Source organism: Bacillus pfraonensis, from assembly GCF_050768835.1.
Lineage (GTDB): Bacteria > Bacillota > Bacilli > Bacillales > Bacillaceae_G > Bacillus_A > Bacillus_A pfraonensis.
The window spans coordinates 91793-111226 of the sequence record NZ_JAHCDO010000013.1; the positions used below are offsets into that span (position 1 = coordinate 91793).

At 37.4% G+C, this 19434-nt stretch carries 19 protein-coding genes; 18 read left to right on the forward strand and 1 reads right to left on the reverse strand.

Annotated features, from left to right (window positions below):
• Positions 1–2 precede the first annotated feature (2 nt).
• The 15 genes from remA to spoVM all read left to right on the forward strand — a co-directional run bounded on the left by remA (position 3) and on the right by spoVM (position 14244).
• Positions 3–266 carry an extracellular matrix/biofilm regulator RemA gene (gene remA / locus KFD70_RS14180; protein ID WP_001251459.1) on the forward strand — a complete coding sequence of 88 codons (264 nt, stop codon included), beginning with the start codon at positions 3–5 and terminating at the stop codon, positions 264–266.
• A gap of 13 nt (positions 267–279) precedes the next feature.
• Positions 280–897 carry a guanylate kinase gene (gmk, locus tag KFD70_RS14185; RefSeq protein ID WP_174101783.1) on the forward strand — a complete coding sequence of 206 codons (618 nt, stop codon included), beginning with the start codon at positions 280–282 and terminating at the stop codon, positions 895–897.
• 1 nt (position 898) lies between these two features.
• Positions 899–1111, forward strand: a complete 213-nt coding sequence (rpoZ, locus tag KFD70_RS14190; RefSeq protein WP_174101784.1) for a DNA-directed RNA polymerase subunit omega — start codon at positions 899–901, stop codon at positions 1109–1111.
• 203 nt (positions 1112–1314) lie between these two features.
• Positions 1315–2520 carry a bifunctional phosphopantothenoylcysteine decarboxylase/phosphopantothenate--cysteine ligase CoaBC gene (coaBC, locus tag KFD70_RS14195; protein WP_336452034.1) on the forward strand — a complete coding sequence of 402 codons (1206 nt, stop codon included), beginning with the start codon at positions 1315–1317 and terminating at the stop codon, positions 2518–2520.
• Positions 2517–4922 carry a primosomal protein N' gene (priA, locus tag KFD70_RS14200; RefSeq protein WP_336452033.1) on the forward strand — a complete coding sequence of 802 codons (2406 nt, stop codon included), beginning with the start codon at positions 2517–2519 and terminating at the stop codon, positions 4920–4922. The genes coaBC and priA overlap by 4 nt, the downstream gene beginning before the upstream one ends.
• Before the next feature lie 11 nt (positions 4923–4933).
• Positions 4934–5410 carry a peptide deformylase gene (gene def / locus KFD70_RS14205; protein ID WP_003199655.1) on the forward strand — a complete coding sequence of 159 codons (477 nt, stop codon included), beginning with the start codon at positions 4934–4936 and terminating at the stop codon, positions 5408–5410.
• Positions 5411–5426: 16 nt separating this feature from the next.
• Complete coding sequence (gene fmt / locus KFD70_RS14210) at positions 5427–6371, forward strand: methionyl-tRNA formyltransferase (RefSeq protein ID WP_336452032.1); 945 nt, start codon at positions 5427–5429, stop codon at positions 6369–6371.
• Positions 6368–7702, forward strand: coding sequence for a 16S rRNA (cytosine(967)-C(5))-methyltransferase RsmB (rsmB, locus tag KFD70_RS14215; RefSeq protein ID WP_336452031.1), 1335 nt, complete (start codon positions 6368–6370; stop codon positions 7700–7702). Before fmt ends, rsmB begins: the two co-directional genes overlap by 4 nt.
• A gap of 4 nt (positions 7703–7706) precedes the next feature.
• A complete protein-coding gene (gene rlmN, locus KFD70_RS14220) occupies positions 7707–8795 on the forward strand; it encodes a dual-specificity RNA methyltransferase RlmN (RefSeq protein ID WP_336452030.1) in 1089 nt (362 codons plus the stop codon).
• 4 nt (positions 8796–8799) lie between these two features.
• Positions 8800–9552, forward strand: a complete 753-nt coding sequence (locus KFD70_RS14225; RefSeq protein WP_336452029.1) for a Stp1/IreP family PP2C-type Ser/Thr phosphatase — start codon at positions 8800–8802, stop codon at positions 9550–9552.
• Between the two features lie 8 nt (positions 9553–9560).
• Entirely contained in the window at positions 9561–11534 is a 1974-nt protein-coding gene (gene pknB, locus KFD70_RS14230) for a Stk1 family PASTA domain-containing Ser/Thr kinase (protein WP_336452028.1), read from the forward strand.
• 287 nt (positions 11535–11821) lie between these two features.
• Entirely contained in the window at positions 11822–12703 is an 882-nt protein-coding gene (gene rsgA, locus KFD70_RS14235; protein WP_336452027.1) for a ribosome small subunit-dependent GTPase A, read from the forward strand.
• 2 nt (positions 12704–12705) lie between these two features.
• Positions 12706–13350 carry a ribulose-phosphate 3-epimerase gene (gene rpe, locus KFD70_RS14240; protein ID WP_336452026.1) on the forward strand — a complete coding sequence of 215 codons (645 nt, stop codon included), beginning with the start codon at positions 12706–12708 and terminating at the stop codon, positions 13348–13350.
• 105 nt (positions 13351–13455) lie between these two features.
• Positions 13456–14097 carry a thiamine diphosphokinase gene (locus KFD70_RS14245; RefSeq protein WP_336452025.1) on the forward strand — a complete coding sequence of 214 codons (642 nt, stop codon included), beginning with the start codon at positions 13456–13458 and terminating at the stop codon, positions 14095–14097.
• A gap of 66 nt (positions 14098–14163) precedes the next feature.
• Entirely contained in the window at positions 14164–14244 is an 81-nt protein-coding gene (gene spoVM, locus KFD70_RS14250) for a stage V sporulation protein SpoVM (protein ID WP_001213600.1), read from the forward strand.
• A gap of 71 nt (positions 14245–14315) precedes the next feature.
• On the opposite strand, the gene rpmB is transcribed toward spoVM, so the two are convergent.
• On the reverse strand, positions 14316–14504 hold the full coding sequence (rpmB, locus tag KFD70_RS14255) for a 50S ribosomal protein L28 (RefSeq protein ID WP_000124776.1): 189 nt from the start codon (positions 14502–14504) through the stop codon (positions 14316–14318).
• A gap of 377 nt (positions 14505–14881) precedes the next feature.
• Here rpmB and KFD70_RS14260 point away from each other — a divergent pair, with 377 nt between their 5' ends.
• The 3 genes from KFD70_RS14260 to recG all read left to right on the forward strand — a co-directional run bounded on the left by KFD70_RS14260 (position 14882) and on the right by recG (position 19357).
• A complete protein-coding gene (locus KFD70_RS14260) occupies positions 14882–15244 on the forward strand; it encodes an Asp23/Gls24 family envelope stress response protein (RefSeq protein ID WP_336452024.1) in 363 nt (120 codons plus the stop codon).
• Positions 15245–15266: 22 nt separating this feature from the next.
• On the forward strand, positions 15267–16943 hold the full coding sequence (locus tag KFD70_RS14265; RefSeq protein WP_336452023.1) for a DAK2 domain-containing protein: 1677 nt from the start codon (positions 15267–15269) through the stop codon (positions 16941–16943).
• A gap of 365 nt (positions 16944–17308) precedes the next feature.
• Positions 17309–19357, forward strand: coding sequence for an ATP-dependent DNA helicase RecG (gene recG, locus KFD70_RS14270; protein WP_336452022.1), 2049 nt, complete (start codon positions 17309–17311; stop codon positions 19355–19357).
• Positions 19358–19434 lie beyond the last annotated feature (77 nt).

The following is a 19434-nucleotide window of genomic DNA, read 5'->3' on the forward strand; positions in this document are numbered from 1 at the left end:
CTATGGCCATGCGGTTTTTAAATATTGGATATGGAAACATCGTATCTGCTCATCGAATTATTGCTATTGTAAGTCCGGAGTCAGCTCCTATTAAACGAACGGTACAGGAAGCGCGTGAACATAACGTGTTACTTGATGCTACGTATGGGAGAAAAACAAGGGCGGTTATTGTTATGGATGATGGGCATATTGTATTAAGTCCAATTCAGCCAGAGACGATTGCACATCGTTTAAATAATAAAGAAGATTTAAGTGAGGAAGGGTAGGTTTTACATATTTATGAGAAGTAGAAGAGGGTTGCTCATCGTTCTTTCAGGACCTTCTGGCGTTGGGAAAGGGACAGTTCGTAAAGAGCTGTTCAGCCATGAAGATACAAAATTTCAATACTCTATTTCAGTAACAACACGTAAACCACGTGAGGGTGAAGTGGATGGTGTAGATTATTTCTTTAAAGAGAGAGAAGAGTTTGAAGAAATGATTCGTAATGAAAAGTTACTTGAGTGGGCAGAGTTCGTTGGAAATTACTATGGGACACCAATTGATTATGTCGAAAAGACATTACAAGAAGGTAAAGATGTGTTCTTAGAAATTGAAGTTCAAGGAGCAATTCAAGTGAAGAAGGCCTTCCCAGAAGGTGTATTTATTTTCTTGGCTCCTCCAAGCCTATCAGAACTAAAGAACCGAATCGTAGGTCGTGGTACAGAGACTGAAGATGTAATTGAAAATCGTTTAACTGTAGCAAAAGAAGAAATCGAAATGATGGACGCTTATGACTATGTGGTAGAAAATGATCAAGTAGAACTTGCTTGTGAACGAATTAAAGCTATTGTGGTTGGTGAACATTGCCGCCGCGAAAGAGTAGCAAAATATTACAAAGAAATGACGGAGGGTATATAATATGTTAAATCCATCAATTGATTCATTACTAAAAAAAATCGACTCTAAATATACATTAGTAACAGTAGCAGCAAAACGTGCTCGCGAAATGCAAATGGCTAACGACTGTGCAGTTGAAAAGCCTGTTTCTCATAAATGTGTGGGTAAAGCATTAGAAGAAATTGACGCAGAATCGTTAAATTATGTACCAAGCGAAGAGAAAGTGTCTGAGTAAGGCATTCTCTTCGACAAATGAAAACATAGACTTTATACTTTTCTATGTAACGGTAACAACCTATTTACAAGTAGGTTGTTATTTTTTTACGATAGAACTGAGCTAAAAAGAAATAGGTTTTATTTCGTGAACTGCTAGCGCTGACAAGCTAAAATAAATATATTTCAACAGAATAAGTTTGAAAAAGAAAGAGGACGAGTCATATGCTAAAAGGAAAAAAGATACTTCTATGTGTAACAGGAGGCATTGCTGTTTTTAAAGCGGCTGCGTTAACAAGTAAATTAACACAAGCAGGAGCACTTGTAAAAGTAATGATGAGTGAATCAGCGATGAAGTTTGTTACACCTCTTACATTTCAAGCGCTTTCTCGCCATGATGTATACACGGATACGTTTGATGAAAAAGATTCTGCAGTTATCGCTCATATTGATTTAGCAGATTGGGCGGATGTTGTACTTGTTGCTCCAGCGACAGCGAACTGTATCGGAAAACTAGCAAATGGTATTGCTGATGATATGATTACAACAACATTGTTAGCTACTACAGCACCAGTTTGGATTGCACCTGCTATGAATGTGCATATGTATGAAAATAAAATTGTTCAAAAGAATATGATGACGTTAAAATCGTTAGGATATACATTTATTGAGCCTGGGGAAGGTTTTTTAGCGTGTGGATATGTTGCGAAAGGTCGATTAGAAGAACCGGAAACAATTCTTGCTCGATTGCAAGGAGCTTTTTCGGAATATAAACCATTAAAAGGGAAGAGAATTTTAGTAACAGCTGGCCCAACTCGAGAAAAAATTGATCCAGTACGTTTTATGACAAATTTTTCTTCAGGGAAAATGGGTTATGCTCTAGCTGAAGTTGCGGCTAATTTAGGAGCGGATGTCATTCTTGTTTCAGGTCCGACTGCGATAACACCGCCTGTAAATGTAACAACTGTGCAGATAGAATCTGCACAAGAAATGTTAGAAGCCGTCATGCAACATTATGGATTTATGGATGTTGTCATTAAAACAGCTGCAGTAGCAGATTATCGCCCAAAAATTGTACATGATCAGAAAATGAAAAAGCAAAATGGCGATGCTGTTATTGAATTAGAAAGAACAATCGATATTTTGAAAACACTCGGTGAGAAAAAAGAACATCAGGTACTTGTCGGTTTTGCCGCTGAAACGACAAATATAGAAGAATATGCAACGAAAAAATTGCGTGAAAAAAATGCGGATATGATTGTTGCGAACGATGTAAAAGCACAAGGAGCAGGATTTGGTACAGATACGAATATTGTAACAATGTATAGAAAAGATGGAGAAGTTATTCGACTGCCTCTTTTAACAAAGAAAGAAGTTGCACGTGAAATCTTACTGCAAATCGAAGTGATGTTAGAAGAGGATTATGTATGAAATTTGCAAGTGTAATCGTTGATGTACCGGCACGTCAAACAGACCGCCCGTTTGATTATGTTATCCCAAAGAAATGGGAAGATATTGTACAAACAGGTATGCGTGTAGTCGTTCCATTTGGTCCAAGAAAATTACAAGGTTTTATTATTGAAATAAAAGATTCAGTTGATGTGGAAAGTAAGAAGTTAAAAGCATTACATGAAATACTAGATGTTACCCCAGTTTTAAATGAAGAATTGTTGAAAATTGGATTTTGGCTAACGGATGAAACGTTATGTTATACAATTTCAGCTTTTCAAGTTATGCTTCCAACTGCAATAAAAGCAACGTATAAAAAGCGACTACAGCTCCATAAACCAGAAGAAGTAGCGCCGGAAATCCGTGATTGGTTTCAAGGAAAAGAAGCGATAGATTGGGAAGAAATTGCCACGCATCCACATATGTATCGTACGATTCAAAAAGAGATAACAAGTGGAACGATTGAAGTCATCTATAAAGTAAAGGATAAAGTGCAAAAGAAGAAACAAAGAGTGGTTCAGCCAGAATTGCCACAGGAACAATTAGAGGCAGCTGCATTTGAACTAAAAAGTAAAAAGCAGCAAGATGTACTGTATTACTTTGTAGAAAATTATCACAGTGTGGCATTAAAAACGCTAACAGAAGAACTACAAATAACAGATGCACCAATAAAGTCGCTTGTGAAAAAAGGATTGCTTTTAGAAAAATATGTTGAAGTATATCGTAATCCATATGACGATGAGGCTTTTGAACAGACAAAGCCATTTCCACTCACAGATGAACAAAAACAAGTGATTACACCTATTTTGTCATCTATTGAAAATGAAACATATAATCCATTTTTACTATATGGTGTTACAGGAAGCGGTAAAACAGAAGTGTATTTGCAATCCATTGCTGCGGTGTTAAAAAAAAGAAAAGAAGCCATTGTCCTCGTTCCAGAAATTGCGTTAACGCCGCAAATGGTGGACCGTTTTAAAGGACGATTTGGCTCGCAAGTTGCGGTTCTTCATAGCGCGCTTTCTGTTGGGGAAAAATATGATGAATGGCGGAAAATTTTACGAAAAGAAGTAAAGGTGGTCGTTGGAGCACGCTCTGCTATTTTTGCGCCATTTGAAAATTTAGGAATTATTATTATTGATGAAGAACATGAATCAAGCTATAAACAAGAAGATAATCCAAAGTATCACGCTAGAGATGTCGCCGTCTGGAGAGGTCAATATCATAATTGTCCCATCGTACTCGGCAGTGCAACACCAACACTTGAATCATTTGCTAGAGCGAAGAAGGGCGTTTATGAGCTATTAACAATGCAAAAGCGTATGAATGAACAGGCTTTGCCGACAGTAGAAGTTGTTGATATGCGTGAAGAACTGCGGGATGGAAATCGCTCTATGTTCTCTAAATTACTTCATGAGAAAATAGCGGATCGATTAGAAAAGAAAGAACAAATGGTGCTTTTTTTAAATCGAAGAGGTCATTCAACATTTGTTATGTGCCGTGATTGTGGTTATGTCGTACAATGCCCTCATTGTGATATATCACTCACTTATCATAAAATGAATCATCGTTTAAAGTGCCACTATTGTAGTTATGAGGAAAGTATGCCAAATGCTTGTCCTGCTTGTAATAGTTCATATATTCGTTTCTTTGGTACAGGAACACAAAAGGTAGAAGAAGAAATTACAAAGTTATTTCCAGAGGCACGGGTTATCCGTATGGATGTTGACACGACGAGCCGTAAAGGCATGCACGAAAAGCTATTAAAAGCGTTCGGTGAAGAGAAAGCAGATATCTTACTTGGTACACAAATGATTGCGAAAGGGCTTGATTTTCCAAAGGTTACACTTGTTGGTGTCTTGACAGCTGATACGATGCTGCATTTACCAGATTTCAGGGCAAGTGAAAAAACGTATCAGTTATTAACACAGGTGAGTGGACGTGCAGGACGGCATGAATTACCGGGAGAGGTAGTAATTCAAACGTACACGCCAGAGCACTATAGCGTAGAATTAGCAAAAGATCAGCAGTACGATGTGTTTTTCGAACAAGAAATGCAAATGAGAAAAATGAGGCAATATCCACCGTACTACTATGTTGCGCTTGTAACCGTTTCGCATCCAGAGTTATTAAAAGCAGTACAAGTAACGGAAAAAATTGTCGGTTATTTACGAACGCATTGCTTGCAGCAAACAATGGTGCTAGGACCAGTTGCTTCAGCAATTCCAAGGATAAAAGATAGATATCGATACCAATGCATGATAAAATACAAGCGGGAACCAAACTTAAAGTACGTGCTCAAAATGGTGAATGAACATTATCAAGCGGAAATGCAAAAAGATTTGCAGATCTCAATCGACTTTAATCCAACAATGTTAATGTAGCGGAGGAAAATATGGCAGTTTTAGAGATTGTAAAGCATCCAGATGAAGTATTAGAAACCCCATGTGAACGGGTAATGAACTTTGATAAAAAGTTAGTGAATTTGTTAAAAGATATGCACGAAACAATGTTAGTTGCAGATGGTGTTGGTTTAGCGGCACCACAAGTTGGCGTAAGTTTGCAAGTGGCAGTTGTTGATATTGGTGATGATACGGGAAAAATCGAGTTGATTAATCCGGTTATTTTAGAAAAACGCGGTGAACAAGTAGGTCCCGAAGGCTGCTTAAGCTTTCCGGGACTTTATGGTGAAGTGGAACGTGCGGAGTATATTAAGGTACGGGCGCAAAATCGTCGTGGTAAAATCTTTTTATTAGAGGCAGATGATTTTCTAGCACGCGCAATCCAACATGAAATCGATCATTTGCACGGTGTATTATTTACATCAAAAGTGACCAGATATTATGAGGAAAACGAATTAGAAGAGATGTAAAAGGAGCGGTTTTTGAATGATAAAAGTAGTATTTATGGGAACACCGGACTTTTCTGTACCGGTGCTTCGTCGTCTTATTGAGGATGGATATGATGTAATTGGTGTTGTAACGCAGCCTGATCGTCCAGTAGGTAGAAAAAAGGTTATGACACCAACACCTGTTAAGGTTGAAGCGGAAAAACATGGTATCCCGGTGTTACAACCGTTAAAAATTCGTGAAAAAGATGAATATGAAAAAGTATTGGCATTAGAGCCGGACTTAATTGTAACAGCTGCGTTCGGACAAATTATACCAAACGAAATTTTAGAAGCACCAAAGTATGGATGCATTAATGTTCATGCTTCATTACTTCCAGAACTTCGTGGTGGTGCACCAATTCATTATTCCATCATGCAAGGAAAAGAAAAAACAGGTATTACAATTATGTATATGGTAGAAAAATTAGATGCTGGTGATATTTTAACGCAAGTAGAAGTGGAAATTGAAGAACGAGAAACAACGGGCTCATTATTTGATAAATTGAGTGAGGCAGGAGCACACTTATTATCGAAAACAGTTCCACTTTTAATACAAGGAAAGTTAGAACCGATTAAGCAGAATGAGGATAAAGTAACATTTGCTTACAATATTAAACGTGAGCAAGAAAAGATTGATTGGACGAAAACAGGAGAAGAGGTTTACAATCATATTCGCGGTTTAAATCCATGGCCAGTTGCTTATACAACTTTAGCAGAACAAGTTGTAAAAGTATGGTGGGGCGAAAAAGTTCCTTTAACCATGCAGGCTGAAGCGGGTTCTATTGTAGCAATTGAAGAAGATGGTTTCGTTGTGGCGACAGGAAATGAAACTGGAGTGAAAATTACTGAGTTGCAGCCATCTGGTAAAAAACGTATGAGTTGTTCGCAATTTTTACGTGGAGCAAAACTTGAAATTGGTACGAAGTTAGGAGAAGACGCATGAGACAAAATGTTCGTGAGTTAGCTCTTGATGGTTTAATGCAAGTAGAAAAAAGCGGTGCTTATAGCAATTTGCTTTTAAATAATTTAATTGAAAAAAGCGCGATTGATCGAAAAGATATCGGTCTATTAACAGAAATTGTATATGGAACGATTCAACGCCGAGATACGCTTGATTACTATTTACAACCATTTTTAAGAAAAAAGGTAGAGGCATGGGTGAAAGTTTTACTACGTCTTTCCTTATATCAAATGTTATATTTAGACCGTGTTCCAGAAAGAGCGGTAATTCATGAAGCGGTTGAAATCGCAAAAAAACGTGGTCATAAAGGGATTGCAGGCATGGTAAACGGCGTATTGCGTTCCATTCAACGTGAAGGTGTGCCTGCTTTAGAGGAAATACAAAATCCAATAAAACGTCTTGCTGTTGCAACGAGTCATCCAGAGTGGCTTGTACAAGAATGGACGACAGCGTATGATTTAGAAACAGCAAAAAAAATGTGTGAAGTGAACTTAATTCCACCTGTTTCAGCTGCGCGTGTAAATGTTGATAAAGGAACAGTAGAAGAAGCGATGGTCTTGTTACAAAATGAAGGAGTAGAAGCAAAACATGGAGATTTATCTGAAGATGCTATTCAAATTGAAAAAGGAAATGTAGCACATACAGAAGCATTTCAAAAAGGCTTCCTTTCTATTCAAGATGAAAGCTCTATGCTTGTTGCGCGCGCTCTAGAACCAGAAGAAGGAGATATGGTTCTAGATAGCTGCGCGGCACCTGGCGGAAAAACAACACATATTGCAGAACGCTTAAAGGGAACTGGACAGGTAATGTCACTTGATTTGCATCCACATAAAGTTCGTTTAATTCAGCAACAAGCGAAGCGCCTTGGTCTAGAAAATGTTGAAACAAAGGCACTTGATGCTAGAAAAGTTCAAGAGTATTTTGGAAATGAAAGTTTTGATAAAATATTAGTAGATGCACCTTGCTCTGGGTTTGGTGTAATTAGACGTAAACCTGATATTAAATTAGGTAAAGGAAAAGGAGATAGTGAAAGACTGTCGACAATTCAGCTATCGATACTAGAAAAGGTAGCTCCTCTGTTAAAAGCAGGTGGTCGCCTTGTTTATAGTACGTGTACAATTGAAAAAATAGAGAATGAACAAGTAGTAGAGCAATTTTTACAAGAACATCCTGAATTTGAATGGGATACTACTATAAAAGAGCGCATGCCAGAAAAGTTACGTCCTTATATAAATGAAGGACAAGTACAAATTTTACCGCATTATTTTGCAACAGATGGCTTTTATATTGCTTGTTTAAGAAAGAAGGTGTAGCATCATGGAAACGACTGTAAGAAAACAAAAGAAAAATCTAGAAACGAAAAAACCATCTATTTACTCTTTACAACTTCATGAAATGCAAGATTGGTTAAAGGAACAAGGGGAACCGAAATTCCGTGCAGGTCAAATTTTTGATTGGTTATATAAAAAACGAGTGAAAAATTATGAGGATATGACAAACCTTTCCAAAGGATTGCGTGATAAATTGTCGAATTCCTTTGATATAACTACTTTAAATACGTTAGTAAAACAAACATCTTCAGATGGAACGATTAAATTTTTATTCCAACTATACGATGGTTATTCTATTGAAACAGTATTAATGCGACATGAATATGGAAATTCCATTTGTGTAACAACGCAGGTCGGATGTCGTATTGGATGTACGTTTTGTGCATCTACACTAGGTGGTTTAAAACGAAATCTAGAAGCTGGGGAAATTGTAGCACAAGTAGTGGAAGTGCAGCGTGCGCTTGATGAAACGGAAGAGCGCGTGAGTTCCCTTGTTGTAATGGGTATTGGTGAGCCGTTTGATAACTACGATAATTTAATGTCGTTCTTACGAATTATTAACCATGAGAAAGGGATTCATATTGGTGCACGTCATATGACGGTTTCAACAAGTGGAATTATCCCAAAAATTTATAAGTTCGCTGAAGAAGATTTGCAAATTAATTTTGCGATTTCATTGCACGCTCCAAATACAGAATTACGTTCAAAATTAATGCCAATTAACCGTGCTTATAAATTGCCGGATTTAATGGAAGCTATTAAATATTATGTAAATAGAACGGGGCGTCGTATTACATTTGAATATGGCTTATTTGGAGGAGAAAATGACCAAGTTGAGCACGCTGAAGAACTTGCTCAATTATTAAAAGGTGTAAAGTGTCATGTGAACTTAATTCCGGTAAACTACGTACCAGAACGTGATTATGTAAGAACGCCACGTGAGCAAATTTTCTTATTTGAAAAAACGCTAAAAGACCGTGGAGTGAATGTAACGATTCGCCGTGAACAAGGTCATGATATTGATGCTGCCTGCGGTCAGTTGCGTGCAAAGGAGCGCAAAGAAGAGACGAGGTGACAAGATGAAAGCCGTGTTTCTATCGGATAAAGGTAAAGTTCGTCAACATAATGAAGATAGTGCAGGAGTTTTTCATAATTTAGATGGAGATATTTTAGCTGTAGTAGCTGATGGAATGGGAGGTCATCGAGCAGGCGATGTTGCTAGCTCGATGGCCATTCAATTATTTCATGATTATTGGAAGCAAACGTATAATATGGATACACCAAAAAAAGCAGAAGAATGGTTACATACAAATGTTGAAATGATTAACGAGAGAGTATACGAATACTCGAAGAAGCATACGGAATGTAATGGTATGGGAACTACTGTTATTGTTGCGATTTGTACGGCGGGATTTGTAACAATTGGACATATAGGAGATAGTCGTTGTTACATGTTATCAGATGGAGAGATTTCACTTATAACTGAAGATCATTCACTTGTAAATGAACTGGTGAGGTATGGTGAGATTTCAAAAGAAGATGCAGAATATCATCCAAAAAAGAATGTGCTTTTACGAGCGCTTGGAACAGAAGAAAAAGTTGGATTAGATGTGAAAACATTAGTGTTAGAAGAAAATGATCAACTGCTTCTTTGCTCTGACGGATTATCAAATAAAGTTGCTATGGATGATATGCGAAAAATTTTGCTATTAAACGAACAACTCGAGACAAAGGGAGAGTGTCTTGTTCAACTTGCGAATGATCGTGGTGGAGAAGATAATATTACCCTTGTCATTGTTGATTATACGGGTTCGGCAAACGAAAGTAGGTGAATTACAACGTGCTGATTGGAAAACGCCTAAATGACCGCTACAAGCTACTGAAAATGATTGGTGGCGGAGGAATGGCCAATGTATATTTGGCTCATGATGATATACTGGGCCGGGATGTAGCGGTAAAAATATTACGACTCGATTATGCAAATAATGATGAGTTTATTAAACGTTTCCATCGAGAAGCGCAATCTGTTACAACGTTGTCGCATCCGAATATTGTGAGTATGTATGATGTTGGGGAAGAAGATGGGATTTATTATCTTGTTATGGAGTATGTACCTGGGCAAACATTGAAGCAATACATAAATCAGCGTGGAATGTTACCTATAGGAGAAGCTCTTGATATTATGGAACAGTTAACATCTGCAATGGCACATGCTCATCATTTTGAAATTGTACATCGAGATATAAAGCCACATAACATTCTAATTCGGAATGATGGAGTTGTGAAAGTAACCGATTTTGGAATTGCGACAGCTACAAGTGCAACGACGATAACACATACGAACTCAGTGCTCGGTTCGGTTCATTATTTGTCTCCAGAACAGGCACGCGGAGGGATAGCGAATAAACAATCGGACATTTATTCACTAGGTATTGTTATGTTTGAATTGTTAACAGGGCGACAACCATTTTCAGGGGAGTCCGCAGTTGCGATAGCCTTAAAACATTTACAGAATGAAACACCGTCTCCAAAACGCTGGAATCCAGATATTCCGCAAAGTGTAGAAAATATTATTTTAAAAGCAACTGCAAAAGATCCATTTCATCGATATCAGTCTGCTAATGCGATGAAGAGAGATGTTGAAACAGCACTATATCCAGAACGTATTAATGAACAACCGTTTTATATACCGGAAGATATGGAAGCGACGAAGGCCATTCCGATTATTCAACAAGAGCAATTGTTTGGAAATGTAAGTGATGAAACAATTGTACTGAATGGAAACAAAGCGGATGGACAGATAAAAAATGAAGAAGCCAAACCAAAGGTGGAAAAAAAGCGAAGTAATAAATGGTTGAAAGTACTAATTACAACATTTGTACTTTTAGCAATTGGTATAACGTTAGCTCTTACTGTAATTCCAGGATTCTTTATACCAAAAGATGTGAAAATCCCGGATGTATCTGGTATGAAGTATGAGACTGCTGTTAATGCTCTTGTTGAGAAAGGATTTGAAGTTGCTGAGCCCAACATTATTTATACAGATGATGTTGAAGCTGGGAAAGTAATTAAAACAAATCCAGTAGCAGGAAGAGTTGTAAAGGAAAGTTCTAAAATCACAATCTATCAATCCGGTGGGAAAAAAAAGAACAAAATGAGTAATTTAATCGGAAAAGATTTTGAGAGTTTGAAGGACGAATTAGAAGGAAAATATAAAATTATCGTTCCATCCTATATTGAAAGCGATAAACCGAAAGGTCAAATCTTAGACCAGAGTCCAGCCGCTGATCAAATGATTGTGGAAGCGGAGCAAGATGTGAAAGTTTGGATAAGTAAGGGTCCTTATCAAATTAGGCTTGGTGATTTTTCGGGTTGGACCGAAAATTATGTGAATAGCTATTTGAATGAAAATAAACTGATCTCTAATATAAAAAGAGATTATTCGGATACAGTTGAGAAAGGTTTAGTGATTTCGCAATCACCAAAACCGGGAACACCGTTAAAAGAAGGAGATAAAGTAACGGTTACTATATCAGATGGGCCAAAACCGAAAGTAACGAAGACTGTAAAAGTAGATAATATTTCAATCCCATATGAGTCTCCTGTAGAAGGGGAGAAAAAGCCGCAGACAATAGAAATCTATAAAGAAGATATGGCGCAAAAAATGGATAAGCCGATTGAAACACGAACGATAACGGAATCAACTACTATTTCTTTAGAATTTGCGATTCAAGAAGGAACAAAAGGACATTATAAGATTGTTCGAGATGGAACAACAATCATTGATAAAGAAGTGCCATATCCGGCCGAGTAAAGGTGTGTCTCCATTTAGTGGATTCCACCTTCTTTGTATGGACAGTGGAATTTGTTGCTCGTGCCTGTTATGCTGTTAACATAGGCAGAAAAAGGACGAGAAATTGTGATTTGAAATAGAGGAACAGCCTAAAGGTGAAGTAGGTATATAAAGGGTAATCTAAACTGGTAAACAGTCAATTTTATCTCAGTGCTCCGCCTCAAGGTTTTGAGAGAGGGCTAGTATATAACCCTACTTAATTAGGCACTGGTAATCATTTCACTTTATATAGAATAAAGGAGAGTTATATGGCAGAAGGAAAAATTATAAAAGCTTTAAGTGGTTTTTATTATGTGCAGCATGAAGGTGGTATTACACAATGCCGTGGTCGTGGTGTATTCAGAAAAAATAAAATTACACCGCTTGTAGGAGATCAAGTGATTTTTCAAGCAGAGAATCCGAATGAAGGTTATGTTTTGGAGGTTTTTGAGCGAAAGAATGAACTTGTTAGACCGCCAATCGCCAATGTTGATCAAGCAATCCTTGTTTTCTCAGCAGTTGAACCAGATTTTAACCCTGGATTGTTAGATAGGTTTCTAGTTTTAATTGAATATCATAACATTAAACCGATTATTTGTATTAGTAAAATGGATTTAGTTAGTGAAAAAATGCGAGAAACCGTTGAATCTTATGCAAAGGATTATCGTGAAATGGGATATGATGTGTTATTTACTTCTATCAACACATCAGAAAGTATTGATATTTTAAAACCATTTTTAGAAGGCTGTGTATCAGTGGTTGCAGGACAATCTGGTGTAGGAAAATCGTCCATGTTAAACGTATTACGCCCAGATTTAGCGCTGAAAACAAATGATATCTCTTCGCATTTAGGGCGTGGTAAGCATACGACAAGGCACGTAGAATTAATTGCGGTTGGAAGTGGGCTTGTGGCAGATACACCAGGGTTTAGTTCCTTGGATTTTATTGATATAGAAGTCGAAGATCTTACACATTGTTTTCCAGAGTTGAAAGAAGAGAGTCAATACTGTAAATTTAGAGGGTGTACACATCTTTCGGAACCGAAATGTGCGGTGAAAGCTGCGGTTGAGGAAGGAAAGATAACTCATTACCGTTACGAACATTACAAACAATTCGTAGAAGAAATTAGAGAGAGAAAGCCGAGGTATTAGTTATGATTAAAATTGCACCATCGATTTTATCAGCAGATTTTTCGAAATTAGGGGAAGAAATTAAAGATGTAGAAAAAGGCGGAGCGGATTATATCCATGTCGATGTAATGGATGGACACTTTGTTCCAAACATTACAATCGGTCCATTAATTGTAGAGGCAATTCGTCCAATTACATCGTTACCATTAGATGTACATTTAATGATTGAACACCCTGATAACTATATCCCTACTTTTGCAAAAGCTGGAGCGGATATTATTACTGTTCATGTGGAAGCTTGCCCACATTTACATCGTACGATTCAATTAATTAAATCACATGGTATTAAAGCTGGAGTTGTATTAAATCCACATACACCAGTTTCAATGATCGAAAATGTATTAGAAGATATTGATATGGTATTGCTTATGACAGTAAATCCAGGTTTCGGTGGACAGAAGTTTATTCATTCTGTATTACCGAAAATTAAGCAAGTTGCAGAAATGGTCAAAGAGCGTAATTTACAAGTAGAAATCGAAGTTGATGGTGGTGTAAATGCTGAGACTGCGAGGTTGTGTGTAGAAGCAGGGGCAAATGTTCTTGTAGCTGGATCGGCAGTATACAATCAAAAAGACCGCGGTGAGGCAATTCGCGTAATTCGTGGATAAGGAATAGATGTAAGAAAATTTTCATGACCTGTTAGAATGGGAAAAATGTGAAAAGGCAATCTACCGACTGGCAGATTGCCTTTTTCTATAGAAGGGGAAGAAAAGATGATTATTCATATTTTAGCTGGAGGGCCTGAGGAATACTGTGCTGATTTCTCTTTATATGAAAATGAGGAAGTGATATGGGCAGCGGTTGACCGAGGGGTATATCGTTTGTTGCAAAGAGGGGTCATGCCGACTGTTGCATTTGGTGACTATGATTCAGTTACAGAAGAAGAATTAGAGTGGATGCAAAAGCAAACAGATGAGTTGCATATTGTTCCTCGTGAAAAAGATCAAACGGATTTAGAAATTGCGATTCATTGGGCATTGGAGCAAAAACCAAAATTGATTCGTATTTTTGGAGCTACAGGTGGAAGGCTTGATCACGGATTAGCGAATATACAAATGCTTTTAAAAGGACTGGAAGCGGATACTGAAATGTATATTGTTGATCATAAAAACGAAATCTCTGTAAAAAAAGTAGGTACATATATAATTGAAGAAAAGGAGCAATTTCCATATGTATCTTTTGTACCTGTTACGGAAATTGTAAACGGTATTACACTTCGAGGCTTTAAATATCCTCTTGCTGATAAAACGATAGAATGGGGATCGACGCTTTGTATTAGTAATGAACTCATTGCGGAAAAAGGTACTTTTTCATTTACTTCTGGCATATTAATGGTGATAAGAAGCACTGATTGAAGAAACACTTTTGCTACTTGCATCATATAGTAAACAAGTGGAGTAATGGGGATTAGGAGGGAAACCATGAGATTTTATACAATTAAGTTACCTAAATTTCTTGGTGGAATTGTTCGCGCGGTGTTAAATACCTTTAAAAAGGACTAAAAAAGCACCATTAATGGTGCTTTTTTCATGAGGATAATAAAAAAAGAGCCTAGTGGCTCTTTTTTTTATTATTAAACACGTTCGATTTTGCCAGATTTTAATGCTCTAGCAGAAACGTAAACACGTTGAACTTTACCGTCGATGCGTACGCGAACTTTTTGAAGGTTAGCGCCCCATTTACGTTTTGTAGCGTTCATTGCGTGAGAACGAGAGTTACCAGAACGAGCTTTTCTTCCAGTAATAGCACAAACACGAGCCATCTATATTTCCCTCCCTTAACTACCTTACCATACGTAATTTTTCAATGTTAGTCTTTTATGCGATGCTAAAAACACTACTATAATTTAACACAACTAAAAAGAGAATGCAACAGTGTATAAAAAAGAAATCAAGAAAAATTACTTGACACTAAACTTCAGTAAAGAAAAGTAGAAATCAAGAAAAATCACTTGACATATTATAGTAGTACATGTTGTATAATAACAATGGACTATTTTGCTCATCGTAGAAAAGTGTAATAATAACTATAAAATATGAGAGCGAAAAGAAAGAACGATGGAATTTTCTTTAAAAAGATTATATGATAGTAATTAAAGTAGTCTAGCTCACTTTCACCATTTATGAAGGGGGAAAAGAGATGTCAATTGAAATTAAAACGAAGTACGGTCAAATTGATATTAGTACAGATGTAATTGCAACGATTGCTGGAGGTGCCGCTGTAGATTGCTACGGTATCGTTGGTATGGCTTCAAAAAATCAATTAAAAGATGGATTAACAGAAATTTTACGAAAAGAAAACTTCACTAGAGGCGTTATTGTTCGTAAAGAAGAAGATGAAGTACATATTGATATGTATATCATTGTGAGCTATGGTACAAAAATTTCAGAGGTAGCACATAACGTCCAAACGAAAGTAAAATATACATTAGACCAAACGGTAGGACTAGCAGTAGATTCTGTAAACATCTACGTACAAGGAGTTAAAGTAATAAACTTGTAATGTGCATTAAGGAGGAAAATCTGTGTCAATTCAAAAAATTGATGGGAAACGTTTATCACAAATGATTATTCAAGGAGCGAATAATTTAACAAACAATGTTCAGCTTGTTGATGCATTAAACGTTTTTCCAGTTCCAGATGGCGATACCGGTACAAATATGAATTTATCAATGACTTCAGGCGCGCGTGAAGTGAAAGCAAATCCTTCGCAGCATGCTGGTAAAGTCGGCGTAAGTTTAGCAAAAGGATTATTAATGGGAGCCCGTGGTAACTCAGGTGTTATTTTATCCCAGTTGTTCCGTGGCTTCTCTAAATCTATTGAGCAAAAAGAAGAATTAACAACAGTTGATTTTGCAGCAGCTTTAGAAGCTGGTGTAGAAACGGCGTATAAAGCGGTTATGAAGCCGATTGAAGGAACGATTTTAACAGTTGCAAGAGAAACGGGTAAATATGCAGTCACAGTTGCGAAAAAACAGCGCGACTTTGTTTTGTTTATGGAAGACGTTGTAAAAGAAGCAAATGCATCGTTAAATCGTACGCCAGATTTATTACCTGTATTAAAACAAGTTGGCGTTGTAGATAGCGGTGGTAAAGGTCTTGTAGTTGTATATGAAGGCTTTTTAGCTGATTTAAAAGGAGAAACAATTTCTTCTGATGTACCAGCGCAACCATCTATGAATGAAATGGTACGTGCGGAGCATCACCGTAGTGTACAAAGCCAATTGAGTACAGAAGACATTAAATACGGATATTGTACAGAATTTATGGTGAAATTAGAGCCTGAAAAAGTAAAGGAACATAATTTCTCGGAACAAAAATTCCGTGAAGATATTAGCGTATATGGAGATTCTCTACTTGTTGTATCAGACGATGAAATCGTAAAAGTTCATATTCATGCGGAGCATCCAGGAGATGCGATGAACTATGGTCAACGTTATGGTAGTTTAATCAAGATTAAAGTAGAAAATATGCGTGAACAGCATACTGCTTTATTAGATGAGCCAGCGACAATGCCTGAAAAAGTAACTCCAGTGAAAGAGAAACAACCATATGGTATTGTAACTGTAGCGATGGGATCTGGAATTAAGAACTTATTCGAGAGCATTGGTGCAACGCAAGTTATCGAAGGTGGTCAAACGATGAATCCAAGTACGGAGGACATCGTGAAGGCAATTGAAGAAGCGAATGCTGAAAAAATTATCATTTTGCCGAACAATGGTAATATTGTGATGGCTGCAGAACAAGCTGCTTCTGTTGTTGATCAAGAAGTTATTGTAGTGCGTTCGAAAACTGTTCCGCAAGGGATGGCAGCTATGTTAGCATTTAACCCAGCTGGAACGCTAGAAGAAAATGAAGAGAATATGAAAGAAGCGCTTACGCATGTGAAAACAGGTCAAATTACGTATGCAGTTCGTGATACGGAAATTGACGGCGTATCAATTCAAAAAGATGATTTCATGTGCATTGCAGATGGAAAGATTGTATCTACAAATGCTAAAAAAGTAGGTGCAGCGAAGCAATTGCTAGAAAGTATGATTGATGAAGATTCTGAAATCGTAACGATCTTGCAAGGTGAAGATGCAGCAGATGAAGAGGTTGCAGAGTTAGTTGCATTTGTAGAAGAGAAGTTTGAAGATGTAGAGGTAGAAGTTCATCAAGGAAATCAACCTGTATATTCTTTCATTTTCTCTGTAGAATAAGATAAAGTTCTTCTAAGGGATAAATTGTTTACTTGCTAATGAGCAAGAACAAATGACATATATTGTCTATGGTTCTTATTCAAAAGGCTAGCATATTGATGATAAAAAGAGCCTTACTATTATAGTAAGGCTCTTTTCTTTCGTATACAAAGGGATGTCAGTAGAGAAGCAGTGAATATTATAGTGAGTAAAGATGTAAGAGTAGTTTCCTTTCGAATGCCTATGATAGAATAGAACAGGTGGAAGAGAACGATTGCAATTAAGATAGAACTTGAGATAGTTGCTATGTATTACATGTGAAAATAATTCCGCAAGATTAAACGAGGATGAAATAAAGAAAAATGATGTGACGGAGCGTGAAAATCTTGAATGAAGTTGTACAAATTCCTGTTACGGATGTAAAGGGAGTCGGGGAAGAAACATCTGAATTATTACATGAGATGGGAATTTATACAGTTTCCCATCTATTAGAGCATTTTCCGTACCGTTATGAAGATTACGCGATGAAAGATTTGGCAGAAGTGAAGCATGAAGAGCGTGTAACAGTGGAAGGGAAGGTACATAGTGCTCCTCTATTACAATACTACGGGAAGAAAAAATCGCGTCTTACTGTTCGTATACTTGTTGGTCGGTATTTAATTACGGCTGTATGTTTTAATAGACCGTATTATAAGCAAAAATTGAAGCTTGATGAAACGGTGGCGATTACTGGTAAATGGGATCAGCATCGTCAAACGATTTCCGTGTCTGAGCTTCACTTTGGTCCAGTCGTACGTCAACAAGAAGTGGAACCTGTGTATTCAGTAAAAGGGAAATTAACAGTAAAACAAATGCGTCGTTTTATTGCGCAAGCTTTAAAAGAATACGGTAACTCCATAACTGAAGTATTGCCAGATGGTTTACTGAGTCGTTACAAGTTGTTGCCACGATATGAAGCTCTTCGGGCACTGCATTTCCCGGTTGGTCAAGAAGATTTAAAGCAGGCGCGTCGTCGATTTGTATATGAAGAATTTTTTTTATTTCAGCTCAAAATGCAAGCTCTTCGTAAAATGGAAAGAGAGAGTTCGAAGGGAACGAAAAAGGAGATTTCAATGAAAGAATTAGAAGAGTTCATTGATGCACTTCCATTTCCACTTACTGGTGCGCAGCGCCGCGTTGTTTCTGAGATTATGAAAGATATGCAGTCCCCGTACCGGATGAATCGGTTATTACAAGGGGATGTTGGATCGGGAAAAACGGTCGTAGCTGCAATTGCTCTTTATGCAGCAAAACTTGCACATTATCAAGGTGCGTTAATGGTTCCTACAGAAATTTTAGCTGAACAACATTATCAATCGCTAGCAGAGACATTTTCTCATTTTAATATGACTGTAGAATTATTAACAAGTTCAGTTAAAGGGGCACGTCGTCGTGAGATTTTAGCAAAACTTGAACAAGGAGAAATAGATATTCTTGTTGGGACACATGCTTTAATTCAGGATGAGGTCATTTTCCATAGGCTTGGACTTGTTATTACTGACGAACAACACCGTTTTGGTGTGGCGCAGCGCCGCGTTTTACGGGAGAAAGGTGAAAGTCCAGATGTGCTGTTTATGACGGCGACACCAATTCCTCGTACATTGGCGATTACTGCTTTTGGAGAGATGGATGTTTCTATTATTGATGAAATGCCAGCTGGACGTAAAGTGATTGAAACGTATTGGGCAAAACATGATATGTTAGAGCGTGTCCTTGGCTTCGTAGAAAAGGAAGTGAAGAAGGGGAGGCAAGCTTATGTCATTTGTCCGCTTATTGAAGAATCTGAGAAGCTTGATGTGCAAAATGCAATTGATTTGCATAGTATGCTGTTGCATCACTATCAAGGGAAATTTCAGGTTGGATTAATGCACGGACGTCTATCTTCTCAAGAAAAAGAAGATGTAATGGAGCAATTTAGTGAAAATAAAGTGCAAATTCTTGTTTCGACAACGGTAGTTGAGGTTGGTGTTAACGTACCAAATGCAACCGTAATGGTAATTTATGATGCGGAGCGCTTTGGTTTATCACAATTGCATCAGCTTCGAGGACGTGTTGGTCGTGGAAGTGAGCAGTCGTATTGTTTATTAATTGCAGATCCGAAATCGGAAACTGGAAAAGAGCGAATGCGCATTATGACGGAAACAAATGATGGATTTGTATTGTCGGAAAAAGATTTAGAGTTACGAGGTCCTGGAGATTTCTTTGGAAGTAAACAAAGTGGTCTGCCAGAGTTTAAGGTAGCTGATATGGTACATGATTATCGAGCGTTGGAAACAGCGAGACAAGATGCAGCCATACTGGTTGATTCAGAAGCGTTTTGGCATAACGAGCAGTATGCGCCGCTTCGCGTGTATCTTGAAGGAACAGGTGTGTTTCAAGGAGAAAAGCTTGATTAAAAGTCGAATGTGCGAAATTTTTTGTTGCATTCTACTTTTAATGATTATATACTACTGTTAGTACCTAGTCATAAAAA